This window comes from Ensifer sp. GW823-FHT05D09 (genome assembly GCF_058795755.1).
The window spans coordinates 161,181-187,932 of the sequence record NZ_JBXAIA010000007.1; the positions used below are offsets into that span (position 1 = coordinate 161,181).

At 62.6% G+C, this 26,752-nt stretch carries 23 protein-coding genes; 9 read left to right on the top strand and 14 right to left on the bottom strand.

Annotated elements, in window-relative coordinates:
- Positions 1 to 71: 71 nt before the first annotated feature.
- From AC1Q80_RS20290 to AC1Q80_RS20330, 9 genes are all read right to left on the bottom strand, one after another.
- A complete protein-coding gene (locus AC1Q80_RS20290; protein ID WP_492361599.1) occupies positions 72 to 857 on the bottom strand; it encodes a DUF899 domain-containing protein in 786 nt (261 codons plus the stop codon).
- A 171-nt stretch (positions 858 to 1,028) separates the two neighbouring features.
- Positions 1,029 to 1,814 (bottom strand): MurR/RpiR family transcriptional regulator, encoded by a 786-nt coding sequence (locus tag AC1Q80_RS20295; protein ID WP_209788900.1) that lies wholly within the window; start codon positions 1,812 to 1,814, stop codon positions 1,029 to 1,031.
- Between the two features lie 61 nt (positions 1,815 to 1,875).
- Positions 1,876 to 2,733 carry an inositol monophosphatase family protein gene (locus AC1Q80_RS20300; RefSeq protein ID WP_173421291.1) on the bottom strand — a complete coding sequence of 286 codons (858 nt, stop codon included), beginning with the start codon at positions 2,731 to 2,733 and terminating at the stop codon, positions 1,876 to 1,878.
- Positions 2,730 to 3,836, bottom strand: a complete 1,107-nt coding sequence (locus AC1Q80_RS20305) for an ABC transporter ATP-binding protein (protein ID WP_492361600.1) — start codon at positions 3,834 to 3,836, stop codon at positions 2,730 to 2,732. Before AC1Q80_RS20305 ends, AC1Q80_RS20300 begins: the two co-directional genes overlap by 4 nt.
- Positions 3,837 to 3,840: 4 nt before the next feature.
- On the bottom strand, positions 3,841 to 5,529 hold the full coding sequence (locus tag AC1Q80_RS20310; RefSeq protein WP_492361601.1) for an ABC transporter permease: 1,689 nt from the start codon (positions 5,527 to 5,529) through the stop codon (positions 3,841 to 3,843).
- Between the two features lie 20 nt (positions 5,530 to 5,549).
- Positions 5,550 to 6,566 carry an ABC transporter substrate-binding protein gene (locus AC1Q80_RS20315; RefSeq protein WP_209788913.1) on the bottom strand — a complete coding sequence of 339 codons (1,017 nt, stop codon included), beginning with the start codon at positions 6,564 to 6,566 and terminating at the stop codon, positions 5,550 to 5,552.
- Between the two features lie 241 nt (positions 6,567 to 6,807).
- Entirely contained in the window at positions 6,808 to 7,584 is a 777-nt protein-coding gene (locus tag AC1Q80_RS20320) for a sulfite exporter TauE/SafE family protein (RefSeq protein WP_209788916.1), read from the bottom strand.
- A gap of 97 nt (positions 7,585 to 7,681) precedes the next feature.
- Positions 7,682 to 8,560 carry an MBL fold metallo-hydrolase gene (locus AC1Q80_RS20325; RefSeq protein ID WP_492361602.1) on the bottom strand — a complete coding sequence of 293 codons (879 nt, stop codon included), beginning with the start codon at positions 8,558 to 8,560 and terminating at the stop codon, positions 7,682 to 7,684.
- A gap of 3 nt (positions 8,561 to 8,563) precedes the next feature.
- On the bottom strand, positions 8,564 to 10,045 hold the full coding sequence (locus AC1Q80_RS20330; RefSeq protein WP_492361603.1) for an aminotransferase class V-fold PLP-dependent enzyme: 1,482 nt from the start codon (positions 10,043 to 10,045) through the stop codon (positions 8,564 to 8,566).
- 95 nt (positions 10,046 to 10,140) lie between these two features.
- Here AC1Q80_RS20330 and AC1Q80_RS20335 point away from each other — a divergent pair, with 95 nt between their 5' ends.
- Positions 10,141 to 10,626, top strand: a complete 486-nt coding sequence (locus tag AC1Q80_RS20335; RefSeq protein ID WP_412728341.1) for an Lrp/AsnC family transcriptional regulator — start codon at positions 10,141 to 10,143, stop codon at positions 10,624 to 10,626.
- A gap of 60 nt (positions 10,627 to 10,686) precedes the next feature.
- On the opposite strand, the gene AC1Q80_RS20340 is transcribed toward AC1Q80_RS20335, so the two are convergent.
- Positions 10,687 to 11,595, bottom strand: a complete 909-nt coding sequence (locus AC1Q80_RS20340) for a LysR family transcriptional regulator (protein WP_173421298.1) — start codon at positions 11,593 to 11,595, stop codon at positions 10,687 to 10,689.
- A 110-nt stretch (positions 11,596 to 11,705) separates the two neighbouring features.
- On the opposite strand from AC1Q80_RS20340, the gene ilvD reads away from it, so the two are divergent.
- From ilvD to AC1Q80_RS20375, 7 genes are all read left to right on the top strand, one after another.
- Entirely contained in the window at positions 11,706 to 13,379 is a 1,674-nt protein-coding gene (gene ilvD, locus AC1Q80_RS20345; protein ID WP_492361604.1) for a dihydroxy-acid dehydratase, read from the top strand.
- Between the two features lie 488 nt (positions 13,380 to 13,867).
- Positions 13,868 to 18,103, top strand: a complete 4,236-nt coding sequence (locus AC1Q80_RS20350; RefSeq protein ID WP_492361605.1) for a cadherin-like beta sandwich domain-containing protein — start codon at positions 13,868 to 13,870, stop codon at positions 18,101 to 18,103.
- A gap of 386 nt (positions 18,104 to 18,489) precedes the next feature.
- Positions 18,490 to 19,557: an ABC transporter substrate-binding protein gene (locus tag AC1Q80_RS20355; RefSeq protein WP_492361606.1), complete on the top strand. Its 1,068-nt coding sequence runs from the start codon at positions 18,490 to 18,492 to the stop codon at positions 19,555 to 19,557.
- Positions 19,538 to 20,608, top strand: coding sequence for a FecCD family ABC transporter permease (locus tag AC1Q80_RS20360; RefSeq protein ID WP_492361607.1), 1,071 nt, complete (start codon positions 19,538 to 19,540; stop codon positions 20,606 to 20,608). Before AC1Q80_RS20355 ends, AC1Q80_RS20360 begins: the two co-directional genes overlap by 20 nt.
- Positions 20,601 to 21,359: an ABC transporter ATP-binding protein gene (locus tag AC1Q80_RS20365; RefSeq protein WP_492361608.1), complete on the top strand. Its 759-nt coding sequence runs from the start codon at positions 20,601 to 20,603 to the stop codon at positions 21,357 to 21,359. The genes AC1Q80_RS20360 and AC1Q80_RS20365 overlap by 8 nt, the downstream gene beginning before the upstream one ends.
- On the top strand, positions 21,352 to 22,647 hold the full coding sequence (locus AC1Q80_RS20370) for a hypothetical protein (protein WP_492361609.1): 1,296 nt from the start codon (positions 21,352 to 21,354) through the stop codon (positions 22,645 to 22,647). The genes AC1Q80_RS20365 and AC1Q80_RS20370 overlap by 8 nt, the downstream gene beginning before the upstream one ends.
- A 79-nt stretch (positions 22,648 to 22,726) precedes the next feature.
- Positions 22,727 to 23,185: a ribosomal maturation YjgA family protein gene (locus tag AC1Q80_RS20375; protein WP_492361610.1), complete on the top strand. Its 459-nt coding sequence runs from the start codon at positions 22,727 to 22,729 to the stop codon at positions 23,183 to 23,185.
- Here AC1Q80_RS20375 and AC1Q80_RS20380 read toward each other — a convergent pair whose 3' ends face one another.
- On the bottom strand, positions 23,186 to 23,773 hold the full coding sequence (locus AC1Q80_RS20380; protein ID WP_492361611.1) for a TetR-like C-terminal domain-containing protein: 588 nt from the start codon (positions 23,771 to 23,773) through the stop codon (positions 23,186 to 23,188).
- A gap of 132 nt (positions 23,774 to 23,905) precedes the next feature.
- Here AC1Q80_RS20380 and AC1Q80_RS20385 point away from each other — a divergent pair, with 132 nt between their 5' ends.
- Complete coding sequence (locus AC1Q80_RS20385) at positions 23,906 to 25,099, top strand: MFS transporter (RefSeq protein ID WP_492361612.1); 1,194 nt, start codon at positions 23,906 to 23,908, stop codon at positions 25,097 to 25,099.
- Positions 25,100 to 25,213: 114 nt separating this feature from the next.
- On the opposite strand, the gene AC1Q80_RS20390 is transcribed toward AC1Q80_RS20385, so the two are convergent.
- From AC1Q80_RS20390 to AC1Q80_RS20400, 3 genes are all read right to left on the bottom strand, one after another.
- Positions 25,214 to 25,507, bottom strand: coding sequence for a hypothetical protein (locus AC1Q80_RS20390; RefSeq protein ID WP_492361613.1), 294 nt, complete (start codon positions 25,505 to 25,507; stop codon positions 25,214 to 25,216).
- A 142-nt stretch (positions 25,508 to 25,649) separates the two neighbouring features.
- Complete coding sequence (locus AC1Q80_RS20395; RefSeq protein WP_492361614.1) at positions 25,650 to 26,363, bottom strand: DUF6065 family protein; 714 nt, start codon at positions 26,361 to 26,363, stop codon at positions 25,650 to 25,652.
- Positions 26,364 to 26,492: 129 nt separating this feature from the next.
- Positions 26,493 to 26,732, bottom strand: coding sequence for a tautomerase family protein (locus AC1Q80_RS20400; protein WP_492361615.1), 240 nt, complete (start codon positions 26,730 to 26,732; stop codon positions 26,493 to 26,495).
- Positions 26,733 to 26,752: the final 20 nt, after the last annotated feature.

Here is a 26,752-nt window from a genome sequence, read left to right on the forward strand (position 1 = left end):
ATTTCGCGACCCTTGCCGATGTTGCGCAGCTCAACAGCCGGCAAAACACTTTGCGTATGCGATTGGCACGCTCATGGCATCTCGTTTTGTTGCCGGTCCCGGAACGCCGCTTCGCCGGCATCCGACACTTCGACCCATTTCTTGTCAGGCACGGCGTCCGCGCCATAGTTGTCGTTCCAGTTCCACCATTTGTAGGTCGGCGTCTGGGGGTAGCCCGCAGGGGAATCTTCCCAGACCTCCTGGCGCCCGAGCGGTGTGATGTCGAGATAGTTCCAGGTGCTCCCCATCTGTTCGTCGCCGCGGTTGTTGATGAAGTAGGTGCGGAACACACGCTTGCGGTCGCGGTAGAACACGTTGGTACCGTGCCATTCGGCGACGCCGAAGTCGGCATCGAAATCGTCGGTGATGGTGAACCATGGGATTTCCCAGCCCATGCGCGCCTTGAGCCGCGCGATGTCGGCCTGCGGCGCGCGCGAAACAAAGACGAGTGTTGTGTCACGCGCGTTCAGGTGGGCGATGTGGGCAACCTGGTCGGCGACCATGGAGCAACCCCTGCAGGCATGATCCGGCCAGCCGAACACGCCCGGTTCGAAGAAGGCGCGGTAGACGATCAATTGGCGTCGACCGGCAAACAGGTCGATGAGGCTGGCCCTGCCCGCAGGGCCGTCGAAGCCATAGGCTTTTTCCACCGCCATCCACGGCATGCGCCGGCGTTCGGCGGCAAGTGCGTTGCGCGCGCGGGTCTGGACCTTTTCCTTCACCAGCAGCTGCTGGCGGGCGTCCTCCCAGGCCCGTGGCGACACGACCGGTGGTGTCAGCATGGCGGGGTGACCGCCTTTTTCCGCAGATGTCGTCATGGCGGTTGAAACCTCCTCGTTGGCGCGGGCGTTTTCGCGCAAGATTGCTCTGGAGGTAGTTTCGCACCGGAACGGGTTCGATGGGAGTAACAAGTGTGACGACATTCCGGTTGCCGGCGTGTCCTGCGCCCGGGACGCTGCAGCACGCAGCAGCGCCTCACCCGGGACGGTTCAATCGGTCTTTCCGAGTTCCGGTGCCAGCAGCCCAAAGAGAACGTCGAGCATCACATACATCGGCGCGCGGCCGGTCGGAACGATGAGTGGCCCCGCGGACGTGCGGTAGGCATTGAGATTGATGTTCTCGTCGGCAAGCGAGGCGACGATCGAGCCGCCTGGAGAGATGGCGACGATGCGCGCGCCCGACTTCTTGGCGATCTCGATGTTGGAAATCAGATAGCTGGTGCGGCCGGAAAAGGAGAGCACGAACAGCACATCCAAGGGGGACAGGCGTGCCGCCGAGACCATCTGCAAGGTCGGATCGGAATAGGCGACGCTCGCGATCCCGAGGGAGGCCATGCGATGCTGGGCTTCGCCTGCCAGAAAACCGGATCCGCCGTAGCCATAGACGTCGATCCGGCGGGCGCGCGCCAGAAGGCTGACCGCACGACGCAGGGAATCGAGGTCGAGGTCATGCCGCGTCTCCCGTAACGCTTCCGCCGCCCGATTGAAGATGTCGTCCACCATGCCGGCGAACGGATCGGTTCCGCTCTCGGCGACGGTCGCCGTGGACTGGCGAACGGCGAGCTGCTGGGCAAGTTTCAGGCGGAAATCCGGAAATCCGTCGCAGTCGAGCCTGCGGCAGAAGCGGATGATCGAGGGTTCGCTGACCTTGGCGACGCGCGCAGCATCCGTGATCGACCAGGTGATCGCCGTGCTCGGCGTGTCGAGGATCGCTTCCGCGATCCTGCGCTCGGCGGGCGTGAACTGGGACAGGGATTGCCTGATCAGATCCAGCATGGGACCCATCGTACCGACATCTCGGATGCTCGTGTCATGAAGCGTCTTTCGCAATTGCGGATTACAACCTGCCGTCTGCCATCAGCTTCGACAGGCAGGACGATTGATAGTCAAAACCGGCCTGCGCGACAACGAGCCTTTTCACGGCGCCAAGCGCCTGCTCGTTTGCCTCGAGGCGTCGTCCGTTTGCGTCCTGAGCGATGATCTGCCCGGCGGCGGCCGCAACCAGTTGTACGCCGGCGGCGATGTCCCAGGCGCTGAATTTCGACTCGTAGGAAACGGCCACGCGGCCGACCGCCACATAGGCAAGGTGGAGCGCGCAGGAGCCCAGGCGCCGAACGGCGCGAAACGAGGTGACGAGATCGGCATAGGCCTCGAGCGCCGCCAGATCGGGCCGTTCGCCTTCATAGGGGGCGTTGCTCAGCAGTTCGACATGGCGATCGCTGTTGGCGCGCGCAAAAGGCGAGACGACGTCGCCGTTCAGCGTCAGGCGTCCGTCGCTCGCCATGAACAGCTCTTCCCGCATCGGATCGTAGACGATGCCGCAGACCGGCTCGCCGGCATAGTAGGCAGCGATCGAGACGCAGAAGAACGGCAGGCCGGAGGCGAAATTGCTGGTACCGTCGATCGGGTCGATGATCCAGGTCGTCTCGCCCTCACCCTGCCAGCCGCTTTCCTCGCCGAGAATGCGCGACTGCGGCAGTCGCGACCAGATGATGTCGCAGGCGGCCCGTTCCGCCGCCTTGTCGCAGGCGGTCACGATGTCGAAGAAACCCGCCTTCTGCTCGGTCTGCAGCGTCTCCGGGCTCGCCTCGATGAAGCCCTTGCGCGCCACTGCGCCTGCAGCGAGCGCGGCTTCCTTGGCAACGCTTGTGATCGTTTCGTAGAGACTGTGGAGGATGGGCTGGTTGATGGTCATGCGGCTTTTCCCATGTCGGCGGCTTCACTGTTCGGCAGGATCCAGACGGGCTGGCTGTCGACGGACAGGCGCAGCATCTGGCCGACTTCAGCCACGCCCGTGCGGTAGTAATTGCTGTCGAGGAAGACGCATTCCTGCCCCTCCAGATCAGTCAGGTATTCGACATAGGCGCCCTGGAACACAACGCGGCGCACCTTTGCCTGCATCGCTCCTTCTGCATCGACACGGATATGCTCCGGCCGAACGACGCAGCGCACCTCTTCGCCCGGTCTGAAGGCACGGCTGCCGCGCGGCAACGTGAAGGCAACCGTGGAGGCGATGCGGATCGACAGGGTGGATTGGTCAACCGCCTCGATACGGCCATTCAGAATGTTTGCCTTGCCCATGAATTCGGCGACGAAGCCGGTGCCGGGACGGGAATAGACGTTGAGCGGCGTGTCGTCCTGTTCGATGACGCCGTTGCGCATCACCACGACACGGTCCGAAATTGCCATGGCCTCGCTCTGGTCGTGGGTAACGTAAAGGCTGGTGATCCCGAGACGAAGCTGGATGGCGCGCAGTTCGTCGCGCATACGCTCGCGGAGCTGTGCGTCGAGGTTGGAGAGCGGTTCGTCGAACAAAAGCACTTTCGGCTGAGTGACGACGGCGCGGGCAAGCGCCACGCGCTGCTGCTGGCCGCCCGACAACCGTGAGGGCGAGCGGTCGGCGTAGGTCTCGAGCGCCATCGTCGCAAGGACGGAGCCGACCCGGTCCTTCATCTCCTGCCGCGGCAGGTTGAGAAGCCGCACGCCGTATTCGACGTTTTCACGCACGGTCATGTGCGGGAAGAGGGCGTAGCTCTGGAACACCATGCCGACATTGCGGGCATTGACGGGGACATTGGTGACGTCGCGCCCGCCGATTGTGATGGCGCCCTCCGAGGGCGTCTCGAAACCGGCAAGCATGCGCAGCGTCGTCGTCTTGCCGCAGCCCGAGGGGCCAAGCAAGGTCACCAGCGTCCCCTCTTCGATGACGAGGTTGAGCCGATCGACCGCAAGGCCTGCGGCCACGCCGGCCGCCCCGGGGAAGCGCTTTGAAATATTGGAGAAAATGACTTTCGACATGGGATTACCTCTTGGGCGATGTCGACGACAGGAGAAGTTGCATGAGCGCCAGGATGGCGAGCACGACGAAGACGAGGATGCTGCAGTAGGCCGCCGCGACCCCGATCTTCAGCGTTTCCACCTGCGACAGGATGGTGACCGTGATCAGCGTCCAGTTGGCCGAAACCAGAAAGATCACTGCGCTGAGCGTCGTCAGAGACCGGGTGAAGGCATAGGATAGCGAGGTGAACAGCGCCGGTTTGAGCAGCGGCAGGGTGATCTGGAAGAAGGTCCGCGTGTTGGAAGCGCCGAGCGTCATCGAGGCCTCCTCGATCGACTTGTCGATCTGGCGAAGCTGGTTCGAGCCTGCTTCGATGCCCACTTGCAGGTTCTTCACCACCATGGCGGCGACCACGATGAAAGCCGTGCCGGTCAGGAGCAGCGGTGGCGCGTTGAAGGTGCTGACATAGCCGATGCCGAGAATGGTGCCGGGCGCGGCGAAAGAGAGCAGCGTGCCCCAGCGCAGAAGAAAACTGCCGGGAAATGCCTTCCTCACCAAGAGATAGGCGATGAACATGCCCGCAATGGCTGTCACAGGCGTGGTGATCCCCGCCAGCAGCAACGAGTTGGCAAGTGTCTGGAATCCGGCGGTGAAAACCGTTGCGTAGTGGTCGAACGTCAGCGTGTTGTCGATGCCCGGCAGCCGCGTGAACGAGACGTAGATGACCGTCAGGTAGAACAGCAGGATCGCAAAGACGATCGCGTAGCAGAGGATCGAAAGCGGCAGCACCACGGCCGCGCCGGAAATGCGGATCGTTTGAGCCGTCGGCTTGCCGGTGACCGTCACGTAGCTTCGCTTGCTGACCCAGTAGCGATGGACAAGAAAGGCGGTGATCGACGGCACCAGCATGAGGCTCGCGAGCAGCGCGCCGGAATGCAGGTCGAAGTAACCGACCATCTGCGAATAGGCTTCGACGGCAAGCGTGTTGAAATTGCCGCCGATCAGCATCGGGTTGCCGAAATCCTCCACCGATTTGACGAAGACGAGCAGCGCCGAGCTCAGGATCGCCGGCGTGACGAGCGGCAGCGTCACCCGCGAGAAAGTGACCCAGCGCGAGGCGCCGAGCGAGGCGGAAGCATCTTCCAGCGCACTGTCGATCGATTGCAACATGCCGCGGATGTTGAGATAGGCGATCGGCGTGAAGGCAAGCGACTGGATCAGGACCAGGCTGTGAAAGCCGTAGACGTTGGCGTTGCGGATGCCGAGCAGCTCACGGGTGATGAGGCCCGAGCGCCCGAACAGGATCACCACCGCGAGCGCCATGACGAAGGGCGGCGAGATGATCGGCAGCAGCGCCACCCCATGCACGAAGGTCTTGCCGGGCATGGTCGTACGCGTTGCCGCAAAGGCGAGAACGAAGCCGATCAAGGTGGCGATCACGGCCGAGGTCGCCCCGAGCAACAGCGTATTGAACAACGATTCCCAGACAAAGGACTTGGACAGGACCTCGGCCAGCGCGGCGAGATCGAAGCCGCGGTCGGTGATGACGGCCTGCTTCAGAACGGTGAAGATCGGCAAGGCGGCAAAGACGAGCACCGAGACCGTGACGACGGCGAAAATGCCGAACAGCCAGGGATCGACGACAATCTTGCGCAGGAAGGCCGGCGATGCCCCCGTCCGCCCGGACGGGGTCGCTTGCGAGACGAGGGTCATGGCGAGGCTCCTTGCCGGCGTTACTTGGCGTCGGCCTTGTGGCGCACGTCGTTTTCGTAGCGCTCCAGCAGGCGCGCGCGATTCTCGCCGGCCCAGCTGAAGTTGTAGTCGATCATCTTCACGTTGGAGAGGTCGATCTTGGCCTCAGGGTTCTTGTAGCCCGGCACGATCGGCCCGCGGAACGTTGCGCCGATGGCAGCCTGGCCCTTCTCGGTGAGCACCCAGTCGAGGAAGCTGGCGGCAGCCTTGGACTGCTCCTCAGGCGCGTTGGCGATGGCCGCCGCCGCATTCACCTCGAAGCCGGTTCCCTCTTCGGGAAAGGCGTAGCCGACCGGATAGCCCTGTGCCAATGCGGCCTCGATGTCCTGCGTATAGGCCATGGCAAGCGCGATCTCGTTGTTGGCGACCATGCGCGATGGCGCGACGCCGGAGCGCGTGTACTGAACCACGTTCTCGTCGATCGTCTTCATAAGCTCGAAGGCAGGCTCCTCGCCGAAAAGCTGCACCATCGAGGCGAGAGCCACATAGGCTGTTCCCGACGATGCCGGATGAGCCAGAGCGACGCTCTGCTTGAAGGCCGGATCGGCAAAGGATTTCCAGCTTGTCGGCGGCTTGGCGCCGGTTTCATCGAGAACCGCCTGGCTGTAGGCAAAGACGATTGGCGAGAGGGAGATGGGGGTCCAGCGGCCGTCCTTGTCGGTGTAGCGCTGGTCAACTTTATCGATGCCGGCATTCTTGTGCGGTGCCAGCAGGCCCTCATTGGCGGCCTGGATGAAGTTGTCGGCAGCGCCTGCAAGCCAAAGCCCGGCCTGCGGATTGCTCTTTTCCGCCCGAATGCGGGCGAGGATTTCGCCGGCGCCGATGCGCACGAACTGCGCTTCGATGCCGGTATCGTCCTTGAACGCCTTCAGGACGGAGGCGCAATCGTCTTCCGACATCGGGCAATAGACGGTCATTCCGGCGGCTTGCGCACTGCCGGACGAGAAAACTGAGCATAGGGCAACAAGCGCTGAAGCCAGCGCGAAACGGCGTGACATATCGATTTCCTCCGAACGATCGCATCGGCCTCATCCGAGAGCCCTTCTTGGGCCCTCATGGTCTCACTCGCCGTGCGTGATCATCGTCATAATGAAGAAAGCTACATATGTCAAAAGAAATGTAGGTTAGCTACATTTGTCGCCGGGCGACGAAGACACGTCACAGATACTGTTCTCGGTGGGGCATCGTTCTGTGGCGCCAGAGTGTCGCCGAAACGCTTTCCGGCAAGCGCCTGCGATCCTATCGCAAGGCATAAAGCGCCAGACCGATTGCGACGGCGAAAGTGAGTGCCGCAAACAGCAGGTTCAACGTGGATTGATACTTGCTGAAGCCATGGGCGGCGCGGCAACCCGTGAGGGCGCCAAGCGCTCCGCCGCCGATGAATGAAAAAGCGAGAGGCCAATCGACAAGGCCGGAGAATGTGTAGCTCGCCCCGGTGGTCAGGCCGAATGCGGAAATCGCCACCAGCGATGTGGCGATTGCGTTAATCGTCGGCATGCCTGTGGAAACCATCAGGCCCGGCACGATCAGGAAGCCGCCACCGATCCCGAAGAAGCCGGAGACAATGCCGGTTCCGGCTCCAAACGAGAGCACCTTCGGTGCGTTTCTGGGCGTGCAGCTCGACGCCGGATCACCGACCAGGTGTCGCCGCCTCAACATCGTCACGCTGACGACGGCCATGAGCGCCGCAAACAGCAGCAAGAGCCTTTGTCCATCCAGTGCCTTGCCGAGCGTGGCGCCGATCCACGCACCGCCGATGCCGGTGATGCAATAAAGGCTAGCACAGCGCCATTTGACCGTGCCGTGTCGCGCATGCATCGCCAATCCCGACAGCGCGTTCGCCGCAACCGCGACGGCGCTGGTCCCGATTGCCACATGCACGTTGCTGACGCCGACGACCTGAACGAGCAGGGGGACGGCCAGAATCGAGCCACCGCCGCCAAACAATCCAAGGCTGAAACCGACGAGACCGCCGCACAATGCTGCCAACACGAACTGGACAACGTCTAGCGTCATGGTCGACAGCTCCGTCGAGGGTGAGCCGACGGCACCAGCGATGCACCCGGGCCGGTGGAAAGCCCTGGTGCCGAGCATTGTCTTGAAGGCAATGGCTTCAGGACCATGCCGCCCCTCGCAGCGCATCGATCGGGAATTTCAGGTAGCGCCGGCCGTTCTCCTCCGGCTCCGGGAGCCGGCCGCCGTTGATGTTGACCTGCAGGGCGTGGAGGATGAGCTTGGGCATCGGCAGCGTTCGATCCCGTCCCTCGCGGAACGCGACGAACTCGCTTTCGCAGGCATAGCGCGTCAGATGGATGTTGTCCGTCTTCTGCTGGGCGACGGTGCTTTCCCAGCGCGGTTCCCGGCCACCAGGCTGATAGTCATGACCGACGAAGATGCGGGTGTCGTCAGGCAGAGCCATGATATCGCGGATGCTCGTCCAAAGCGCGTTGGCGCTGCCGCCGGGGAAGTCGGTGCGCGCAGTTCCGCTGTCCGGCATGAACACCGTGTCGTGCACGAAGGCCGCGTCACCGACGCGATAGGTGATCGACGCCAGCGTATGCCCCGGCGAGAACATCACTCCGGCCTCGAGAGTGCCGATCCGGAACGTGTCGCCGCGATCAAACAGCCGGTCCCATTGCGATCCATCCGTTTTCAGGCCTGGCCAGTTGTAAATGTCGGCCCAGAGTTTCTGCACATCGACGATATGCGCGCCGATGGCCGTGGGGGCGCCGGTCTTGGCCTTCAGATAGGCGGCGGCCGAAAAGTGGTCGGCATGCGGATGGGTATCCAGGATCCACTGGACGTCGAGGTTTTGCGCGCGGACAAAGTCGAGCAGCCGGTCGGCATTGCCAGTCGCTACCGCGCCGGACTTCTCGTCGAAGTCGAGCACCGGATCGATGATTGCGCAGGCCCGCGTTTTCGTATCGCTGACCACATATTGCACGGACCAGGTTCGCGGATCGAAGAAAGCCGCAATGTCGGGCCTCGTCATCGCTCACGCCCCCAGTGCAAGTGCGGCGCGCGGGAAGAAAATGGCGCGCGACGGATCGAAATCATAATGTTGCTCGTAGCTGGCCGCGTCGGCCGCAAGCTGGCCGACGGCCTCGAGGATGAACGCCACTTCCTCGTCCGAAAGCAGGACGCTGAAGTTCAGCCGGACAAAACCCGGCTTCAGCATTTCCTGTCCTGAAAGAATGGCCTCGCGCAGGCGCTGCGACTGGCCATCGTCAATTCCCAGGAGCCGGTGCACATAGGGTCCGGCGCAGGCGCAGCCGCCGCGTGCCTGGATGCCGAAGCGGTCGCTGAGCATGCGGGTTACCAGTTGCTGGTGAACATGGCCGCCCTTGCCGTCCCTGACGCGGAAGGAAAAGATTGGCAACCGCTCCGGCCCGAGAGGACCAAGTAGTTCCAGTCGCTCGTTGCCGCGCCATGCGGCGATTGCGCGGCGGGTCAAGTCCGCGTTTCTGGCCTGCATTGCCGCAGCCCCGATCGCTTCCTTGACGAGGAAGGCGAGTGCCGCGCGGATATCGCCGACGACGTTCGGGGTGCCGGCTTCCTCGCGCGCCTCGAGGCTTTGGCTGTAGTCATGGCCGGTCGGCGAAACGAACTTCACCGTGCCGCCGCCGGGCCAGGATGGTTTTGCCGTGACAGCCGCGTCGCGTCGCAGGATCAGGACACCCGACGTGCCCGGCCCGCCGATGAACTTGTGCGGCGAGACGACCACCGCGTCGATCTTGGCGTCGTCGTCGGGCGACATGTCGATCGGCAGGTAGGGGCCGGCGCCGGCATAGTCCCACACCATCTTTGCGCCCGCAGCCTTGGCGATCCGGGTGACGGCTGCAACGTCGGTGACGATGCCCGTGACATTGGAGGCGGCGGAGAAGGCGCAAATCGTGAGATCGGCCGGCTGTAGCAACGCGTCGCCGAGCGCGCTGAGATCTGGCCCACCCGCTGGACATTCGGCAATCTCGACCACTTCGGCGCCGCTTTCACGCCAGGGCAGGATGTTGGAATGATGTTCATAGGGTCCGATCAGGATGCGAACACGCCGCCCAGTGGCGACCGCCTCGGTGACCCCCAACAGGTTCACGAGCCGATTGATGCCGGCGGTGGCGCCGGAGCCGGCGAAAATTACGGCATGCTCAGGTCCGGCTCCGCAGCAACCGGCGATCACCGCGCGCGCGTCGCGACGCAGCCGGGTCATGAAGCCGCCGCAGTAGGACGCTTCGGTGTGGCTGTTGGCGTAGTAGGGCAGTACCTGCTCGAGAATGAATTGCTCGATCTGCATCAATGCCCGGCCGGAGGCGACATAGTCGGCATAGACGAGGTTCTTGACGCCGAAGGGACCCTCGATTTTGGCAGTCTTGCCGACCAGCCCCGCCCGCAGCGCCGAGATTGTATCGTCGCCGGCAAGGCTTTCCCGAAACGCATCGAGCGGGCCGCTCATGCGTGGCTGGCGTGGGCACGGCATCGTCATCGTTTCCTCCCGGGTCGGACAGACGATAAGTCTAATCGATCGGTTGCATGCAAACCTCATCATTCTTATGCTGGAACGAGTCGAATTCGGGTCATATGATCGGTAAAATGGAAAAGATTGACGATATTGATATGCGGATTCTGTCCTGTCTGCAAAAGGACGGCACGATCTCGCAGCGTGATTTGGCCGACCGAGTCGGCCTTTCGCAGAACGCGTGCTGGCGGCGCCTGCAGCGGCTGAACGCCAGCGGACTTGTGCTTGGCACTCACGCAGCGATCGACGTTGCAGCGCTCGGCTTCGACCTCACGGTGTTCGTGATGATCCGCACCCGCCACCATTCCAAGGAATGGGCCGACAGTTTCCGCACGCATGTCGAGCGGCTGCCCGAGGTAACGGACCTCTACCGGATCGGCGGCGACTGGGATTATCTGATCAAGGTGGTGACACGCGGAATGGCCGGCTATGACGCCTTCTATCAGAAACTCATCACCGATTTCGACCTGATGACCGTCACCGGCTTCTTCTCGATGGAAACCATCATCAGCAATCGCATGCCGGACCTGCGCGGTCTCGTGCGGTAGCGTTCCGCGACATTCCAGAGAAGCCGTTGCGCTTCAGCCCGATCGGCAGAAGCCGCATTCTCAATCGCTATCGGCCGCCACCGCCGCGGCAAGGAACGTGTCGAGGGCCGGATTCTGGTCTGCACTGCGCCAAGCAAGGCCGGTCTCGACCTCCGGCACGCGGCCTGCCAGGGGCAAATAGGTTGCGCCGCGCCGCTGAAGATTGGTCATGGTTTGGGGGACCAGAGCGACACCAAGCCCGGATGCGACCAGACCGACGATCGTCTGCATCTGGATGGCTTCCTGGTGGGTCGAGAATGCCATTCCGTGCTCGGCGAAGTATCCCGAGACGATGTCATGAAAGGCCGGTGCCGCCCGCCGCGGGAAGACGATGAAGGGTGCCTTGAAGAAATCGGCCGGCTCCAGACTGCTTGCGGCAAAGCCCTTTCGTCCCTGCTCGATCCAGGCCGTTGGCACCGCGGCGACCAGCGGTTCGCGCAAGAGCGGCCGGTAGGAAAGGGTCGGATGGAGGGACGCCCGGCTGGGCGCGATGATCAGGCCGACATCGATCTCCTCGTCGAGCAACGCCTCTATCTGGATATCGCTGGTCGCTTCGCGCATCGTCAATTCCACGTGCGGATAGGCCGCGCGATAGCGGCTGACCATGTCGGGCAGCACGCTGTAGTCGGCCGTGCTGACGAAGGACAGACGCAGAACCCCGATCTCGCCGCGCGACAGCCTCCTTGCGGTGCCGGCAAGACTGTTCGCGCCGTCCAGTACCTGGCGGACGTGGGCGAGCCATTGCCTGCCGACAGATGTCAGCTCCACGCTCCGCTTGGTGCGCTTGAAGAGCTGCACGTTCAGTTCCTTCTCCAAGGCCTGGATCGATTGGCTGAGCGGCGGCTGGGTCATGTTGAGGCGAGAGGCCGCACGGCCGAAATGCAGCTCTTCGGCGACGGCGACGAACTGGCGAAGCTGTCTCAAATCCATGATGTGATCCGATTGATATGTTCTACGACTTATTCCGGCGTGAAAAGTATATTTCACAAGCTTCATGAACGCCAGTAAACTCCACCTCGAACCAAATGAGGGAGCATGCCATGGCCTACAACGAGCGATCGAAACACATCACGCAAGGCGTCGCACGGTCCCCCAACCGAGCGATGTATTATGCGCTGGGCTACGAGAAGGCCGACTTTTCCAAGCCGATGATCGGCATTGCCAACGGTCATTCGACGATCACGCCCTGCAATGCCGGGCTGCAACCGCTGGCCGACGCCGCGGTGGCTGCCATCAAGGCTGCGGGCGCCAATCCGCAGGTCTTTGGAACGCCGACGATCTCCGACGGCATGTCGATGGGCACCGAAGGGATGAAATATTCGCTTGTCTCGCGCGAAGTCATTGCCGACTGCGTCGAAACTTCAGTGCAAGGACAGTGGATGGATGGCGTGCTTGTGCTCGGCGGCTGCGACAAGAACATGCCGGGCGGCATGATCGGCATCCTTCGGGCCAATGCTCCGGCGATCTACGTGTACGGCGGCACGATCAAGCCCGGTCACTGGAAGGGGCAGAGCCTTTCCGTCGTCTCCGCCTTCGAAGCCGTCGGCGCCTTCATGGCGGGCAAGATGAGCGAAGAGGATTTCGAGGGCATCGAACGCAATGCCTGTCCGTCGACCGGCTCCTGCGGCGGCATGTACACCGCCAATACCATGAGTTCGTCCTTCGAGGCGCTCGGAATGTCGCTGCTCTATTCCTCCAACATGGCCAACCCCGATCAGGAGAAGTTGGACAGCGCCGCTCAATCGGCCCATGTCCTGGTCGAAGCGGTCAAGAAGGGCATCAAGCCCCGGGACATCGTGACACGCAAGTCGATCGAAAATGCCGTCGCCCTGATCATGGCGACGGGTGGATCGACCAATGCGGTGCTGCACTACCTTGCCATCGCCCATGCGGCGGAGGTCGAGTGGACGCTCGACGACTTCGAGCGCGTTCGCCGCAACGTTCCGGTCCTTTGCGACCTCAAGCCGTCTGGCCGGTACATGGCCATCGATCTGCATCGGGCGGGCGGCGTGCCGCAGGTGTTGAAGATCCTTCTGAATGCGGGTCTTCTGCATGGCGACTGTCTGACGATCACGGGCAGGACGATCGGTGAAGAGCTTGCGGCCGTTCCGGACCAGCCACGGTCGGACCAGGAGGTTATCCGGCCTTACGAAAGACCGATCTACCGCGAGGGCCACCTGGCGGTGCTGAAGGGAAACCTGGCCGAAGGCGGTGCCGTTGCCAAGATCAGCGGCTTGAAGAGCCCTGTCATGAGCGGTCCTGCGCGCGTCTTCGAGGACGAACAATCGGCGATGGACGCCATCCTGTCGGACCGCATCAGGCCGGGCGATATTCTCGTGCTTCGTTACCTCGGGCCGAAGGGCGGACCCGGAATGCCCGAAATGCTCGCGCCGACCTCGGCCATCATCGGCAGGGGGCTCGGCGACAGCGTCGGGCTCATCACCGACGGCCGCTTTTCGGGCGGCACTTGGGGCATGGTCGTCGGCCACGTCACGCCGGAAGCTTTCGAGGGCGGTACGATCGCGCTGGTGGAAGAGGGCGACCGCATCGTCATCGACGCCCATCAGCAACTGCTGCAAATCGATGTCGAGCCGGAAGAACTGGCAAGACGACGCGCCCTGTGGCGGCAACCGGAGCCACGCTACAAACGCGGCGTACTGGCAAAGTTTGCAGCCCTGGCCCGACCGGCCAACGAGGGGGCGGTGACCGGGTGAAGCTATCGCAAACCGCCGCCATCCGACGCCGGGTTTGCGCAGGCTCAATGCTGTTGTCTCCACTGTGTGAAGCGGCATCGGTCATTTAGGCCGATGCTCCCAGGCAAGACCTGGCGCTGCTTTGCCGCCAACTCCAAGCACCAGGCATTTTTTGCCCAGCCGACGGCGCGCGGGGCAGCAGTCCCTATTCGTTAAAAGGCGGTTAACGATAGGAAAATGCGACTTTACGTATATTTGAAATGGGGGTTGGCCCGCTCCTGCCCAATTGCTAGTTGTGCGCCGGGAAGCCCGCTGGTGATTCATGCGGGAGGGGTAAGATCTTGTCGCGTTTTGTTTCTGTTCTGTGGGCGTTGTTTGCTCTGTTTGTCGTTGCGTTAGGGGTGCCACAGGTGGCGATGGCGGCTCCATCGGCGGGTTGCACGGCGATCAATTCCACCTGGGGTGCGGGGCAGACGTTTTCAAATAGCGACGAATTGTGGGATAGGGGGTTGGCGTTGAACGTCGGCGAAGTGATTTCGTATCACGCAACGACGTCGGGAAACCTGAACGGGGCCAATAGCCCGGACAACGGGTCCGGGTTTGCGCTTTATACTGAGTATGTAGACCTTGATTACGGAGTAATCCTGCAAGAGCATGGCCGGTCGGGCGCCGAGCTTGATCTGACCGGCACCTATACCGTGACTAAGACCGGCAATCATATCGTCTATGCCTGGAGCAATATCAGCAGCGGCACGGTGGTTGCCACGGTCAGCTGCTTTTCGCCGCCCTCCACGGATGCGACCTTGCAAAGCCTCGCGCTGAGCGCCGGCGCGCTGGATCCGGCTTTTACGTCGGGCGAGATGACCTATACGGCCTCTGTTCCCAACACGACGGCGTCGATGAAAGTGACACCCAAGGTCACGGACGCCGGGGCCACGATCACGGTCAACGGCGTGGCGGTTACGTCAGGGGACGCCTCCGGCTCGATCCAGCTTGACGTCGGCCCTAACACGCTAACCACGGTCGTGACGGCCGAAGACGGCACGACGACGAAGACCTATACCGTGACGGTGACCCGCGCGCGTTCGGCGAATGCCGACCTGTTTGCCCTGAGCTTAAGCGCAGGCACGCTGTCCCCGTCGTTTGCCTCTGGCACAACCGCCTATACGGCCTCGGTGCCGAATGCGACGACGTCACTGACTCTGACCCCGACGAACAGCGATGCGAATGCCGCGGTCACAGTCAACGGCACGTCGGTTACATCAGGAGCCCCTTCCGGATTGATCGCGCTTGCCGTGGGCGACAATGTCGTAACGACCGTCGTCACCGCCCACGATGGCACGACCAAGGCCTATACCGTGACGGTGACCCGGGCGGCCTCTTCCAATTCCGACCTGTCCGACCTGAGCACGAGCGCCGGTACGCTCTCTCCCGCCTTCGCTTCCGCGACGACCGCCTACACCTCCTCGGTCGGCAATGCGACGGCATCGTTGACGGTGACGCCCACGGTCAGCGACACGACGGCAACGGTTACCGTCAACGGCGCCGTGGTCGCTTCCGGTTCGGCCTCCGGGCCAATCACGCTTGCAGTTGGCAACAACGTCGTGACGACTGTGGTCACCGCTCAGGATGGCACGACGAAGACCTACACGGTCACGATCGCGCGCGCGGCGTCAGCGAATGCGGATCTGTCGAGCCTCAGCCTGAGCGCTGGTACGCTCTCTCCTGCCTTTGCTTCCGGCACGACGACCTACACGTCCTCGGTGCCCAATGCGACGACGTCGCTGACGCTGACACCGGGGGCAAGCGACACGACGGCGACGATCACTGTCAATGGCGTGGCTGTCGCTTCGGGTGCTGCCTCCGGCCCGGTCGCGCTTGCCGTCGGCGACAATGTCGTGACGACGGTCGTTACCGCGCAGGATGGTACGACAGTGAACACCTACACGGTGACCGTGACCCGTGCCGCATCGTCGAATGCCGACCTGTCCGGCCTTTCGCTGTCTGCAGGCACGCTGTCGCCGGCGTTTGCTTCCGGCACGACCAGCTATACGGCTTCCGTTTTGAATACGACAACGTCGCTGACGGTCACGCCAACGGTCAGCGATACGACCGCAACGATCACGGTCAACGGCGTGACGGTACCGTCAGGCGCCGCCTCCGGTTCGGTCACGCTTGCGGTCGGAGCGAATGCCCTGACGACCGTCGTGACGGCAGAGGACGGCACGACGAACACCTACACGGTGACAGTGACGCGCGCGCCGTCGACCAATGCAGCCCTGTCCGGCCTGTCGCTCAGCAGCGGTACGCTGTCGCCGGCGTTTGCGACGGGCACATTGGCCTACACGGCCTCAGTGCCCAATGCCGCTGCCTCCTTGACGCTGACGCCGGTCGCAAGCGATCCGACAGCGTCCATCACCGTCAACGGGGTTTCCGTGGCGTCGGGTGCGGCATCGGCCTCGGTCACGCTTTCAGTCGGCAGCAATGTCATCACGACGGTGGTGACGGCTCAGGATGGCACGACGCAGACGAGCTATACGCTGACGGTCACCCGTGCGGCTTCGACGAACTCCGAGCTGTCGGGCTTGAGCCTGAGCAACGGCACGCTGTCGCCGGCTTTCGCATCCGGCACGACGTCCTACACGGCTTCGGTTTCCAACTCCACGACGTCGCTGGCGGTGACGCCGCAGACAAGCGACGCAACGGCAACGGTAACGGTCAACGGCGTGGCCGTCGCTTCGGGTGCCGCTTCCGGAGCGATCGCGCTTTCGGTCGGTTCCAACACGGTGACGACGGTGGTCACCGCTGAGGATGGCACGACGCAGACGAGCTACACGGTTATCGTGACCCGTGCCCTTTCGGCTTCGAGCGATGCCAGCCTCTCGGGCCTGTCGTTGAGCAGCGGCTCGCTGTCGCCGGCGTTTTCGGCGGGCTCTACGTCCTACACCGCTTCGGTTTCCAATGCGACGACGTCGCTGACGGTGACACCTGTCGTCAGCGATGCGGTGGCGACAGTCACCGTCAACGGGGTGGCGGTCGCGTCTGGTGCGGCCTCCGGCCCGATTTCGCTCGCCGTCGGTTCGAACACGGTGACCACGGCCGTGACGGCTGAGGATGGCTCCGTGAACACCTATACGATCATGGTCACCCGGGCAGCACCTGCCGCCACATTCACATTCACGCCGGCGGCGGGGGCCCTTCCGCAGGCCATGGCCGGTGAAAAATATGCCCAGCCGATATCGGCGACCGGCGGCAACGGCGCACTGCTGTATGCCGTCAGTGGCGGCACCCTGCCCAAGGGCATGGTCCTCAACGTTTCGACAGGCGAATTGACCGGGCCGCTCAGCGAAGATGCCGAAGTCACGGACTACAGCTTCACGCTTTCCGTCACGGATGCCGCCGGCAGCTCTGCGAGCGCCGCCTATACGCTGAAGGTCGTAGCTCGCGAGGTCAGTGCCCCCGACCAGACCGTCAACGTTCCCGCTGGCTCATCACCACCAAACGTCTATCTGAACGGCGGTGCGACGGGCGGACCGTTCAGCGATGCCCAGGTCCTGACCGTGACGCCGGCCAACGCCGGCAAGGCGGAGATCATCGAGGGTGAGCTCGCCCAGGTCGGTGCATTCGCGCCCGTCGGCTATTACCTCAAGTTTACACCGGACCCCGCTTTTTCGGGCCAGGTCAAGATCGCGTACCAGCTGACGGCCGCCGCCGGCGCCTCCAATGTCGGCGTGATCACTTACAATTTAAGTTTCGATGCGGATGCTGTCGTCGGCGAGATCGATAGCCTCGTGCGCGGCTTTGTTCAGGCCCGGCAGAATCTGCTGGCGTCGAGCATCCAGGTGCCTGGGTTGCTCGATCGGCGCCGGATGCTGAGCGCAACCGATCCGGTGACAATGCGCGTGTCGCCTTCGAGGGATGGGGTCGGCATGAGTTTTGCCACCAGCCTGGCGCAGCTCGAAGCGGCGAGAAATGCGGCAGATGGCATCGAGGGCGGCGAAGTCTCGCCGCTGAACGTCTGGCTCGATGCCACGATGATGCTCCACAACCGCGAACAGAATGACGATCGCTGGGGCGGCTTCGGCCTGTTTTCGGCGGGCGTGGATTATCTCCTCAACGAAAAGGCGTTGATCGGCTTCTCGTTCCATATCGATCATATGACCGATCCGACGAAGGACGACGCCGAGATCCGCGGTACCGGTTGGCTCGCCGGCCCATATACCTCGCTCGAGCTCATACAGGGCATCTTCTTCAATACCAGCCTTCTCTATGGCGGCTCCGACAACGACATCGACACGGCCTTCTTCGATGGCTCTTTCGATAGCAGTCGCTGGCTGTGGGACAGCTCCATTACCGGCCAATGGGACCTGGATGAGGATACGATCCTCACGCCCAAGCTGCGCGCCGTCTATCTGAATGAGGATGTCGATGACTACGGTGTCCGGAATGACGCCGGCGGTGAGCTTGGTCTGGAGGGGTTTGCCCTCGAACAGTTCCGGGTGAGCCTTGGGGCGGAGATCGAGCGACAGTTTACGATGGAGAACGACGTGACGCTCAAGCCGCGGGTCGGTGCCGCGGCCGGCTATTCCGGTCTCGATGGCAGCGGCATGTTCGGCTCGGTGCTGGCGGGCGTGTCGCTGCAGGCAAACGAGGCCTGGGTCATCGACGCAATGCTGCGCGCCACCGTCGAAGGGGATGGCGAAGCCTATGTCGGCGCCCGCGTCGGGGTCGGTGGTCGGTTCTAGAGCGCCGAGCGTTCAGAAGAGCGCACCAAGGAGCTCCTGCACAGCCCGTCACCGCGGGGTTTGATCGGCCGATTTTTTTCAGCCGCTGTCGTCAAGGCAGCGGCTGTTTGATTGATCGAGGGTATGGAGGAATGTTCGGCGATTCCGAAATCCGGCGCTCCTCGATCGCCCATCGTCAAGGTGCGTGCGGCGACTGTTCAATCGCGCATTGATCAACTGGATCTGCTTGCGCCCAACGCGTGCAACGCCGTTCGAAAGAGGCCTTCATACCCTCAATTTGCACTGGACACACAGCTTTAACTTGACTAGCAAACTCATGAAATTGCCACAGGGTCGTCGGCGCTCGGGTCACCCGCCCGCCGGCGGGCCAGTCAAGGGAGTGATCCATGTCCAGCCGTCTCAAGGCCTTCTCCGCATTGGTCGTGTCGTTGTCGCTCTTTCTGCCGGCGACATCGCAGGCAGAAAGCGCGTTTGTCGATCACAGAGGAAAGACGATCACGTTTGCCAAGCCCCCGGAACGGGTCGTCACCATCGTCCGCTCCGCACCGATCATCTATCGCGCCGTCGATGCAAAGGCGGACAATATCGCCGGCATGAACAAGGATAGCCTGGTGCGCTATTTCACCAAGGGCATCTACGCCGACATGCTGCCGGAGATGGCGAAGATCAACGCCGGTGCCGCTCAGGACGGCTTCGTGCCGAATGTCGAGGCGATCCTCGCCCAGAAGCCGGACGCGGTGATCCAGTGGACCCATGACGAAAAGCTGATCGAGCCGCTGGAGCGCGTGGGGCTCACCGTCGTCGGCTGGCAGTGCTGCTCGGAGCAGGACCGGCTCGACTATGTCAGCTTGACCGGCTACATGACCGGCCGCAACGACCGCGCCCAGGCGATCCTGAAGGCGCAGTCGGATATCCTGAAGGAGCTCGACGGCAAGGTCGCCAAGCTCGACAAGGCCAAGCTTCCTTCCGTGCTGCACATCGACAAGGTGGCCGACCAGATCCAGGTCATCGCCAACGGCTCGCAGGACCTGTCGCTGAGCGGCGTTACCAACCCGGCGGCCGACGGCACCGGCGAATGGTGGCGCACGGTCGATTTCGAGCAGTTGCTCGTCTGGAACCCGGATATCATCATCATCCCGGCCTATGCCGACGACCTCAATCCCAAGGATTTCTTCGACAATCCGGTGCTGGCGAGCCTCAAGGCGGTCAAGGACAGGCGCGTCTACAAGCAGCCGGTCTTCGCCCGCACGCCCGATGCACCGGAAATCTTCCTGACGTCGGAATGGCTGGCAGCGATTGCCCATGGTGCCGATTTCGCGCCTGATTTCAAGAAGCAGATCGGCGATACCTACAAGCTGATTTACGGCGCCGCCCTTTCGGACGAGCAGGTGAAGTCGATCCTCGAATCCGAGCGCAACGCGCCGGCGACCCAATATGCCGAACTCTTCGACTGAGGCACCATCAACGGGCTGGGTCGGCCGGAAACTGGCTTCGGTTTCCGTCCTCCCGGCGCTGATTGCGCTGCTGGTCGCAGTCGTCCTCTATTCGATAACGATCGGGCGCTACGACCTGTCGGTGCGCGATGTCGCCTACATCCTGATCGACAACATCCACCCGCTGGTCACGCCCTATTGGGATCCGGTGCAGGAAGTCGTCGTCGAGCAGGTTCGCCTGCCGCGCATCATGGCGGCCGTTATCGTCGGCTTCGGGCTTGCGGTTTCGGGCGCAGCACTGCAGGGACTGTTCCGCAATCCGCTGGTCGATCCCGGCATCATCGGCGTCACGTCCGGTGCCGGTTTCGGCGGGACGCTGGCAATCCTTATCGGCTTACAGGGCTACCTGCTGCTGGGCATGGCATTTCTCTTCGGTGTCGGCAGCGTCTTTCTGGTCAAGCTGCTGGCGACCGTTCGTGGGCGCACAAGCATGCTGACGCTGGTTCTGGCCGGCGTGGTCATATCGGCGTTCTTTTCGGCGGCAATTTCCATCGCCAAGCTGCTCGCGGATCCCTTTCAGAAACTGCCGGCCATCACCTATTGGCTGATGGGCAGCATCGCGTCGAGCAACTACCTCGATGTTCTGCTGGTCGCAGCCGCCGTCGTTCCTTCCGCCGTCGCGATCTACCTCTTGCGCTTCCAGATCAACATCATGTCGCTCGGCGAGGAGAAGGCGCGCGCGCTCGGCACCAAGGTCGTGCTGGTGCAGTGGATCATCCTTTTGGCTTCGGCGCTGATTTCGGCGGGGGTGGTCGCAACCTCGGGCATCATCGGCTGGGTCGGCCTCGTCATTCCCCACGTTGCCCGCGCTCTGGTCGGCGCCGATCATCAACGGCTGCTGCCCGTCTCTGGCGTTATGGGCGCGATCTATCTGCTGATGGTCGACAATCTCGCGCGCACGGTGACGACGGCAGAAATCCCGCTCGGCATCATTACCGCGCTGATCGGCGTGCCAGTCTTCGCGGTGATCCTGCGGCGCCTGCATGCAAAGGGAGGCTGGTCCAGTGATTGAGGCGAGCGAACTGACCGTCGAACGAGGTGGCAAGACCATCCTCAGGAACTACAGCCTGCGGCTTGCGCGCGGGCGGACGCTCGCCGTTCTCGGCGCCAATGGCGTCGGCAAGACGACGCTGATCAACACGCTGATTGGCCTCATCAAGCCCAGATCCGGCCGATTGTCGATCGGCGGACAGGTGGGCTTCGTGCCGCAGCTGTTTGAAGTGCCGTTTGCCTATTCCGCGCTCGATATTGCGCTGATGGGAAGAGCCCGCCATCTCGGCCTGTTCGGTGCGCCCGGCAAAAGGGATTATGAGATCGTCCGGCACTACTTCCACATGCTCGGTATCGAACATTTCGAACCGCAGGTGTTCAATTCCTTGAGCGGCGGCCAGCGTCAGCTGGTCATGATTGCCCAGGCGCTCGCATCGGAATGCGAGCTGCTGGTGCTCGACGAGCCCTGCGCGGCCCTCGACTACAAGAACCAGGACAAGGTTCTGGGGCTGCTCGAGCACCTCAGGGAGACGCACGACATGACGATCGTCTTTTCCACCCACATGCCGCAGCACGCTGTCGAAATTGCCAGCGACGTGCTGTTGATGACCAGCGGTAACAGCTATGTCTGCGGCCCGACCGCGGACGCGCTCAGCGCCGAAAACCTGAGCGCCCTTTACGACCTGCCGATCGCGCGGGCGGATTTCGACGGGTTATCCAAACACACCTATGCGCCGGTGTTCCGGCATGATGGAGCCAATTTCGATGGCTGAGACGAGACGTGGCAAAGGCATCGCCTATATCCACTGGGGCAACAGCTGGCAGCTGCGCAGCTTCCAGGATTTCCGCCACTACCTCGACGATCTCATCTATATCCACGACTTGCCCAAGGTCGACCTGTCGGCCTATGCGGCGGTGATCATGCCGGATGCGATGGACGCGGCAGTACCGATGGCGCATGCCCGGCAACTGAACGCCTACATGCATGGCGGCGGTTTTCTCGTCGTCTGCCTGCAAGGCCACGCCGCCTGGCTCGATATCCCCGGCCTGGAATGGACGCCCGGCAACTGCCGTGATTGGCTGTGGTGGACCAAGGGCGAAAGGCTGGAAGTCAGTCTCTCCGCGCCGCATCACCCGATCACCGAAAGCCTGCCGCTTTCGCATATGAGCTGGCATTGGGGCGGCTCCTATAACGTGCCCGAGGGCGGGCGCTCGATCCTCGAGATCGACGAGGGCGGCGGCAGCCTGTTCCTCGACTTTCCGTCGATTTCGGGCGGCGGACGGCTGCTGCTGGCAACGCTCGACCCGCACTCGCACAACGGCCAGCGCTTCATGCCGGCGACGACACGCTTCCTGCAGTCTTTCTATCCCTGGCTGAACCGGGAACTCGGGATCGAACGACCACAGAGAAACCGTTTCACCTATCTGCAATGCTCGCACGTCCCGTCGGAATGGCATCCCGAATGGATCGAGGCTGGCCTGAAACAGGCGGGCTTTGAGCCGCTGTTCGCTCCGCTTTACGAGCTCGGGCCCGAACTGCTGGGCAAGACGGACACGCTTTACATCCCCAGCAGCCACGACGAGTTCTTCCTGAAAAGCCGGTCCGACGATCTCATCGCCTTTCTCGAGAGCGGTGGAAACCTGGTCATTTGCGCGGAACCATGCCAGCCGTGGCTGCCGTTCATGGCGCCGTTCCACGCGGTTTCGCCGCGACCGTTCAGCAACATCAAGGTTCGGGTGCGCAACGACCGCTTCGGGATCTTCTCCGACCTTGGAGACGGTTTCGATGGCTGGCAGGGCATTTTCGGCCAGTATGCGCGCGGCTGGACCGATCCGCCGCCCGGAGCGATCTGGCTGACCGATGTCGGGCCCGAGAGCGATCCGCAGCCGGCCGACTGGATCTGGCAATACCCGACGCAAACCGGGCGCGGCGGTTACGTCTTCATGCATAACGGCGACAACATGACCCGCTATCCGGACCATGGTCCGAACAAGGAGGCGCTCGTCGCCAACATCGCCGTCGCGCTCAGAAAGCTCTCCGTCGGCGAACTGCTGTTCTAGCGGGCGTGGGCTTAGGTCCTATTCCGACTTTCGACCTTGGGCGGCGTGAGGCGGCGGGCTTGCTGCGTGCGATGGCGTTATGGCGCTGTTTCGCCGCTCGACAGGCTGGTTGTGTCCCGTTACATCGCTTGCCATGCAATTTCGCTTCGACCGCACCGCATCCTTGTTTTCCGTCCTGCTATTCGCCGTCCTCGTCCTGCTTGCGACGCATGGTGCCGGCTCGGGGTGGGTTCGCGGCTTTTCCGGGGATGTCCTGGCGGTGATGTGGGTTTACTGCATGCTCGCATCGGTGCTGCAGACGCGACCGTCACTGCTTGCCGGTGTCGCCTTCCTGCTGGGCGCGGCGATCGAGCTTGCCCAATATCTGGCGGCTACGTTTGGCCTTCGCATTTCCAATCCGATCCTGCGGATCGTCGTCGGCGCTACCCCGGACTGGTGGGATGTCTTCGCCTATGGGCTGGGTGCCGTCATCGTGCTCGGGCTGGCGACGCGCGGCCGTTTTTGGCAGCGCCGCTCGATCGTGGCCACCAAACTCTGATCAGGCGGGCTCGTCGACCGAAGCGCGAGCTGGCGAAACCAGTTCCATTGCGCCCGCAACCAAACGTGCAACATGTGCCGCATCTGGCGCCTCGCCAAAGAGGATTCGGTACATGATCGGCGAGACGACGCGGTCCATGATTGAGTCGACGTCCGGAAACCCTTCGCCACGAAGCTGCGCTCGCGCGGTAATCACCTCAATCTGCTGCCTGGTGAAGTTGCAACACTGATAGGCGCCGCTGCCATCCTGGGACGCCAACACATCGCGTATCATCTCGCGCCCCGGCTTTGACGACATTTCCTCGGCATATTGTTCCGCCCAGGCCAGAAGGTCGTTGCCGCCATTTCCGGTATCGATCGGTACCATGTCGGGCTTCAGGCGTTCGACCGCGACATCGGCCAGCAATTCCTGGATGTCGCCCCACCGGCGATAGATGGTCGAGGGCGTCACGCCCGCCTCCGCCGCGATCGCCGGAATGGTGATTGCGGCGCGCTCCATCCTTGTCATCAGCGCTTGCACGGCTGCGTGCACCGATGCCTGCACTCTGGCGCTGCGCCCGCCCGGGCGTGGACCTTCCCTGCCTGCCATTTTCAACGTGTCCTTCCCCGTTGCGCATGGATCAGAAACTTTCACTGCTTCATAAACGCAAATTATTTGCTTTTGTGACGTTTCGCCCTTACATCGCGTAAACGCAATGATTTAGCGTTAAGGATGATATAGATGGTCTCCTCTACCAAATCCAGTCGGGCTGGCGCCAATCCCATCGCCTTCCACGCAGTCACGCTTGCCACATTCTTCGGCGCATCGGCGGCACCCACGCCGCTTTACCGCATCTATCAGGAGAGCTTTGCTGCCTCGCCTGTGATGATGACCGGGATCTTCGCGGTCTATGCCTTTGCGCTTCTGTCCGCGCTGCTGGTGGCCGGCTCGATATCGGATCATCTCGGCCGGAAACCGGTGATCTTTGGTGCGCTGCTGCTCGAAATCGTGGCGATGGCGCTCTTCGTCGTTGCCGATGCACCGTCCTGGCTGATCGCAGCGCGCATCGTTCAGGGACTTGCGACTGGCATCGCCGGCGCATCGATCGGCGCAGCGCTGGTCGACGTCGATCGCGTGAAGGGCCAGCTCGTCAATTCGCTGGCGCCGCTGATCGGCATGGCCGTCGGCGCCTTGGGAACCAGTGCGCTCATTCAATACGGGCCATTTCCGCTGCATCTCGTTTATGGGCTGCTCTTGATCGGCTTTGTCGTGCTGGCAGCAGTGATATGGCTGACGCCGGAGACCGGCGGCAAATGGCCGGGCGCCCTGTCTTCACTCAGGCCGACGATCGCCATACCGCCTCAGATCAAGCGGCCGCTGGCGCAGGCGACCCCGATCAACATCGCCAACTGGGCGCTTGGCGGCTTCTATCTCTCGCTGATGCCGTCGCTTGTCGCATCCGTGACCGGAAGCCGTGCGCCGCTGACGGGCGGAGCCGTCGTCGCGGCGTTGATGGCAGCCGGTGCCGTCAGCGTTTTCCTGCGTCGCGCACGCGGTGCCCGGGCCAACGTAACCTTCGGCGTCGCGGCAACGACCTTGGGCATGCTGGTCGTGGTTGCCGGCACGCACCTTGCCAACGTTCCGGTGATGATCGTCGGCACGCTTTTGACCGGCGCCGGCTTCGGCACCAGCTTTCTCGGCATCATGGGGTCGATCATGCCGCTCGCCAAGGCTGATGAACGGGCCGGGCTGCTGTCCGCCTTCTACATCCAAAGCTATCTCGCCTTCAGCCTGCCGGCAATGGCAGCAGGCTTTCTGGCAAAGGAGCTCGGCTACCAGGCGACGACCGACACCTACGCGGCCGTCATCATCGTGACTGCGGTCGGAGGGCTGCTGGCAAGCCGGGAGCGCCGGGCAGGTGTGTTGCCGGCGTGATCACCGATCGTCGCCGTTGCGCCTCGTCGACGTTCGAGCGGAGAAAGCTGTTCCCGGTGGAATAAGGTCTCGTGACGCCCGTTATTCCTTCGGACCGGAAATGCCGGTTCGTTCTCAACAAGGAGTTACGGGCATGAAAAACCACTGGAAACTGAGCGCCGCCCTCGTCGCCGGCGTTGCCGCCTTTGCCGGTGCGCAGGCACAGGCAAAACAAAGCACAGTGCCGGCGCAATCCGTCCACAGGCAGGCGGGTGGCCATAACGACGGCTCCATCATGGTTGCCGGCAACAGTTCCTCCAATTCGTCGAGCAACTCGTCATCGAACAGTTCGTCGAATTCAAGCTCCAATTCTTCGTCGAACAGTTCATCCAATTCGAGTTCGAACTCCAGTTCGAACTCGTCCTCCAACAGCTCTTCCAATTCCTCGTCGAATGGCTCGGACCGTTCCTATCGCCCGGGCAAGGTGTGGCATACGCGCTGAGGTCGCACGACAAACAAGACAAAGCGGGGACCGGGCAACCGGTCCCCGCTTCCTGTTGTCGGCAGCAAATCAGCGCGCGGCGCGCGCGATCTTTCGATACCAGCCGGAGCTTGCGATCGTGTTGCGGTAGACCACGTCCCGGCTTGCAGCCTCTTCGCCCGTTTCCGCCCGGATCTCCGCCCGGATTGCGGCATCGTCCCGACGAAAAGGAATGACTTGAACCAATGGCGTGCCCTTCTCGATCACATGCACGCCATCCGCTGCCGTCGCGAAGAACGGGAAGTGGATATTGGCGCTGTAGGTGTCGGTATCGACGACGCCGGCCACGCACTCGAACGGCTGGGGCGGCCGGTTGAGCGGCGGCACGAACAAGCAACTCCAACCGAGCGGCGTGCGGATGGACCAGTAATTGTGAAACTTGCAGGGCGGGCTCGGCGCCTTCGGATTGCCGGCTACCTGATGGGCACCATGATTGCTGACCATCGCCCGATCGAATTCCCAGCCGGCCTCGACATTCTGCCCGTCGTCGCGGATTTCGAGGCGCACCGTGGCTGCCAGAGGCAGGATCCACCCTGTTGTCATGGCGTCGAGGAAGGGCATGCAGCGCTTGATGGTAAGACCATTGTCCCTGGCGGAAAGATGCTCAGGGTCGACCGCCGGAAGCTTGCGATACCAGTCGGGCAGGTTGTTCTTTGCTGCCAGCGGTGGCGCGATTACTCCGAGGTCCTGCGGATCGCAGAGGAATTGGATGTTTGACGGGTCTTTCTTCCAGAAGTGCAACATGTCCGTTCTCCGTTCGAGTGGACGGAAGAACGGATGCTGCCGGCGTTTATTCCATAGCCTCGAAAAACGCCGGCGCCGTTGCCGCCCTCGGCGCTTTTCGGAGAGTCCCGAGGAATCCGGTGCCGGACGTCAGGAATTCGCCTTCGCGGCGCGTTGAGCTCGGTACTGCGCGGCCGGAACGCCGCCCCAGCCCCAATTATCGAGTTCGACCTCCTCGATGATCACATAGGTGGAATCAAGCGGCTTGTTGAGCACATTGAGCAGCACTTCGCTGACACCGCTGATGATGGCCGCCTTTTCTTCCGGTGATACCGAAGTGCGATCGGCGGACGTTCCTTCGCGGGTGACCTGGACGGTGACGATAGGCATGGCAGTCTCCTTTGCGTTAA

Coding starts and splice junctions, on each gene's coding strand:
- AC1Q80_RS20290 (WP_492361599.1), bottom strand. CDS start 857: ATGACGACATCTGCGGAAAAAGGCGGTCACCCCGCCATGCTGACACCA.
- AC1Q80_RS20295 (WP_209788900.1), bottom strand. CDS start 1,814: ATGCTGGATCTGATCAGGCAATCCCTGTCCCAGTTCACGCCCGCCGAG.
- AC1Q80_RS20300 (WP_173421291.1), bottom strand. CDS start 2,733: ATGACCATCAACCAGCCCATCCTCCACAGTCTCTACGAAACGATCACA.
- AC1Q80_RS20305 (WP_492361600.1), bottom strand. CDS start 3,836: ATGTCGAAAGTCATTTTCTCCAATATTTCAAAGCGCTTCCCCGGGGCG.
- AC1Q80_RS20310 (WP_492361601.1), bottom strand. CDS start 5,529: ATGACCCTCGTCTCGCAAGCGACCCCGTCCGGGCGGACGGGGGCATCG.
- AC1Q80_RS20315 (WP_209788913.1), bottom strand. CDS start 6,566: ATGTCACGCCGTTTCGCGCTGGCTTCAGCGCTTGTTGCCCTATGCTCA.
- AC1Q80_RS20320 (WP_209788916.1), bottom strand. CDS start 7,584: ATGACGCTAGACGTTGTCCAGTTCGTGTTGGCAGCATTGTGCGGCGGT.
- AC1Q80_RS20325 (WP_492361602.1), bottom strand. CDS start 8,560: ATGACGAGGCCCGACATTGCGGCTTTCTTCGATCCGCGAACCTGGTCC.
- AC1Q80_RS20330 (WP_492361603.1), bottom strand. CDS start 10,045: ATGACGATGCCGTGCCCACGCCAGCCACGCATGAGCGGCCCGCTCGAT.
- AC1Q80_RS20335 (WP_412728341.1), top strand. CDS start 10,141: ATGATCGGTAAAATGGAAAAGATTGACGATATTGATATGCGGATTCTG.
- AC1Q80_RS20340 (WP_173421298.1), bottom strand. CDS start 11,595: ATGGATTTGAGACAGCTTCGCCAGTTCGTCGCCGTCGCCGAAGAGCTG.
- ilvD (WP_492361604.1), top strand. CDS start 11,706: ATGGCCTACAACGAGCGATCGAAACACATCACGCAAGGCGTCGCACGG.
- AC1Q80_RS20355 (WP_492361606.1), top strand. CDS start 18,490: ATGTCCAGCCGTCTCAAGGCCTTCTCCGCATTGGTCGTGTCGTTGTCG.
- AC1Q80_RS20360 (WP_492361607.1), top strand. CDS start 19,538: ATGCCGAACTCTTCGACTGAGGCACCATCAACGGGCTGGGTCGGCCGG.
- AC1Q80_RS20370 (WP_492361609.1), top strand. CDS start 21,352: ATGGCTGAGACGAGACGTGGCAAAGGCATCGCCTATATCCACTGGGGC.
- AC1Q80_RS20375 (WP_492361610.1), top strand. CDS start 22,727: ATGGCGCTGTTTCGCCGCTCGACAGGCTGGTTGTGTCCCGTTACATCG.
- AC1Q80_RS20380 (WP_492361611.1), bottom strand. CDS start 23,773: ATGGCAGGCAGGGAAGGTCCACGCCCGGGCGGGCGCAGCGCCAGAGTG.
- AC1Q80_RS20385 (WP_492361612.1), top strand. CDS start 23,906: ATGGTCTCCTCTACCAAATCCAGTCGGGCTGGCGCCAATCCCATCGCC.
- AC1Q80_RS20395 (WP_492361614.1), bottom strand. CDS start 26,363: ATGTTGCACTTCTGGAAGAAAGACCCGTCAAACATCCAATTCCTCTGC.
- AC1Q80_RS20400 (WP_492361615.1), bottom strand. CDS start 26,732: ATGCCTATCGTCACCGTCCAGGTCACCCGCGAAGGAACGTCCGCCGAT.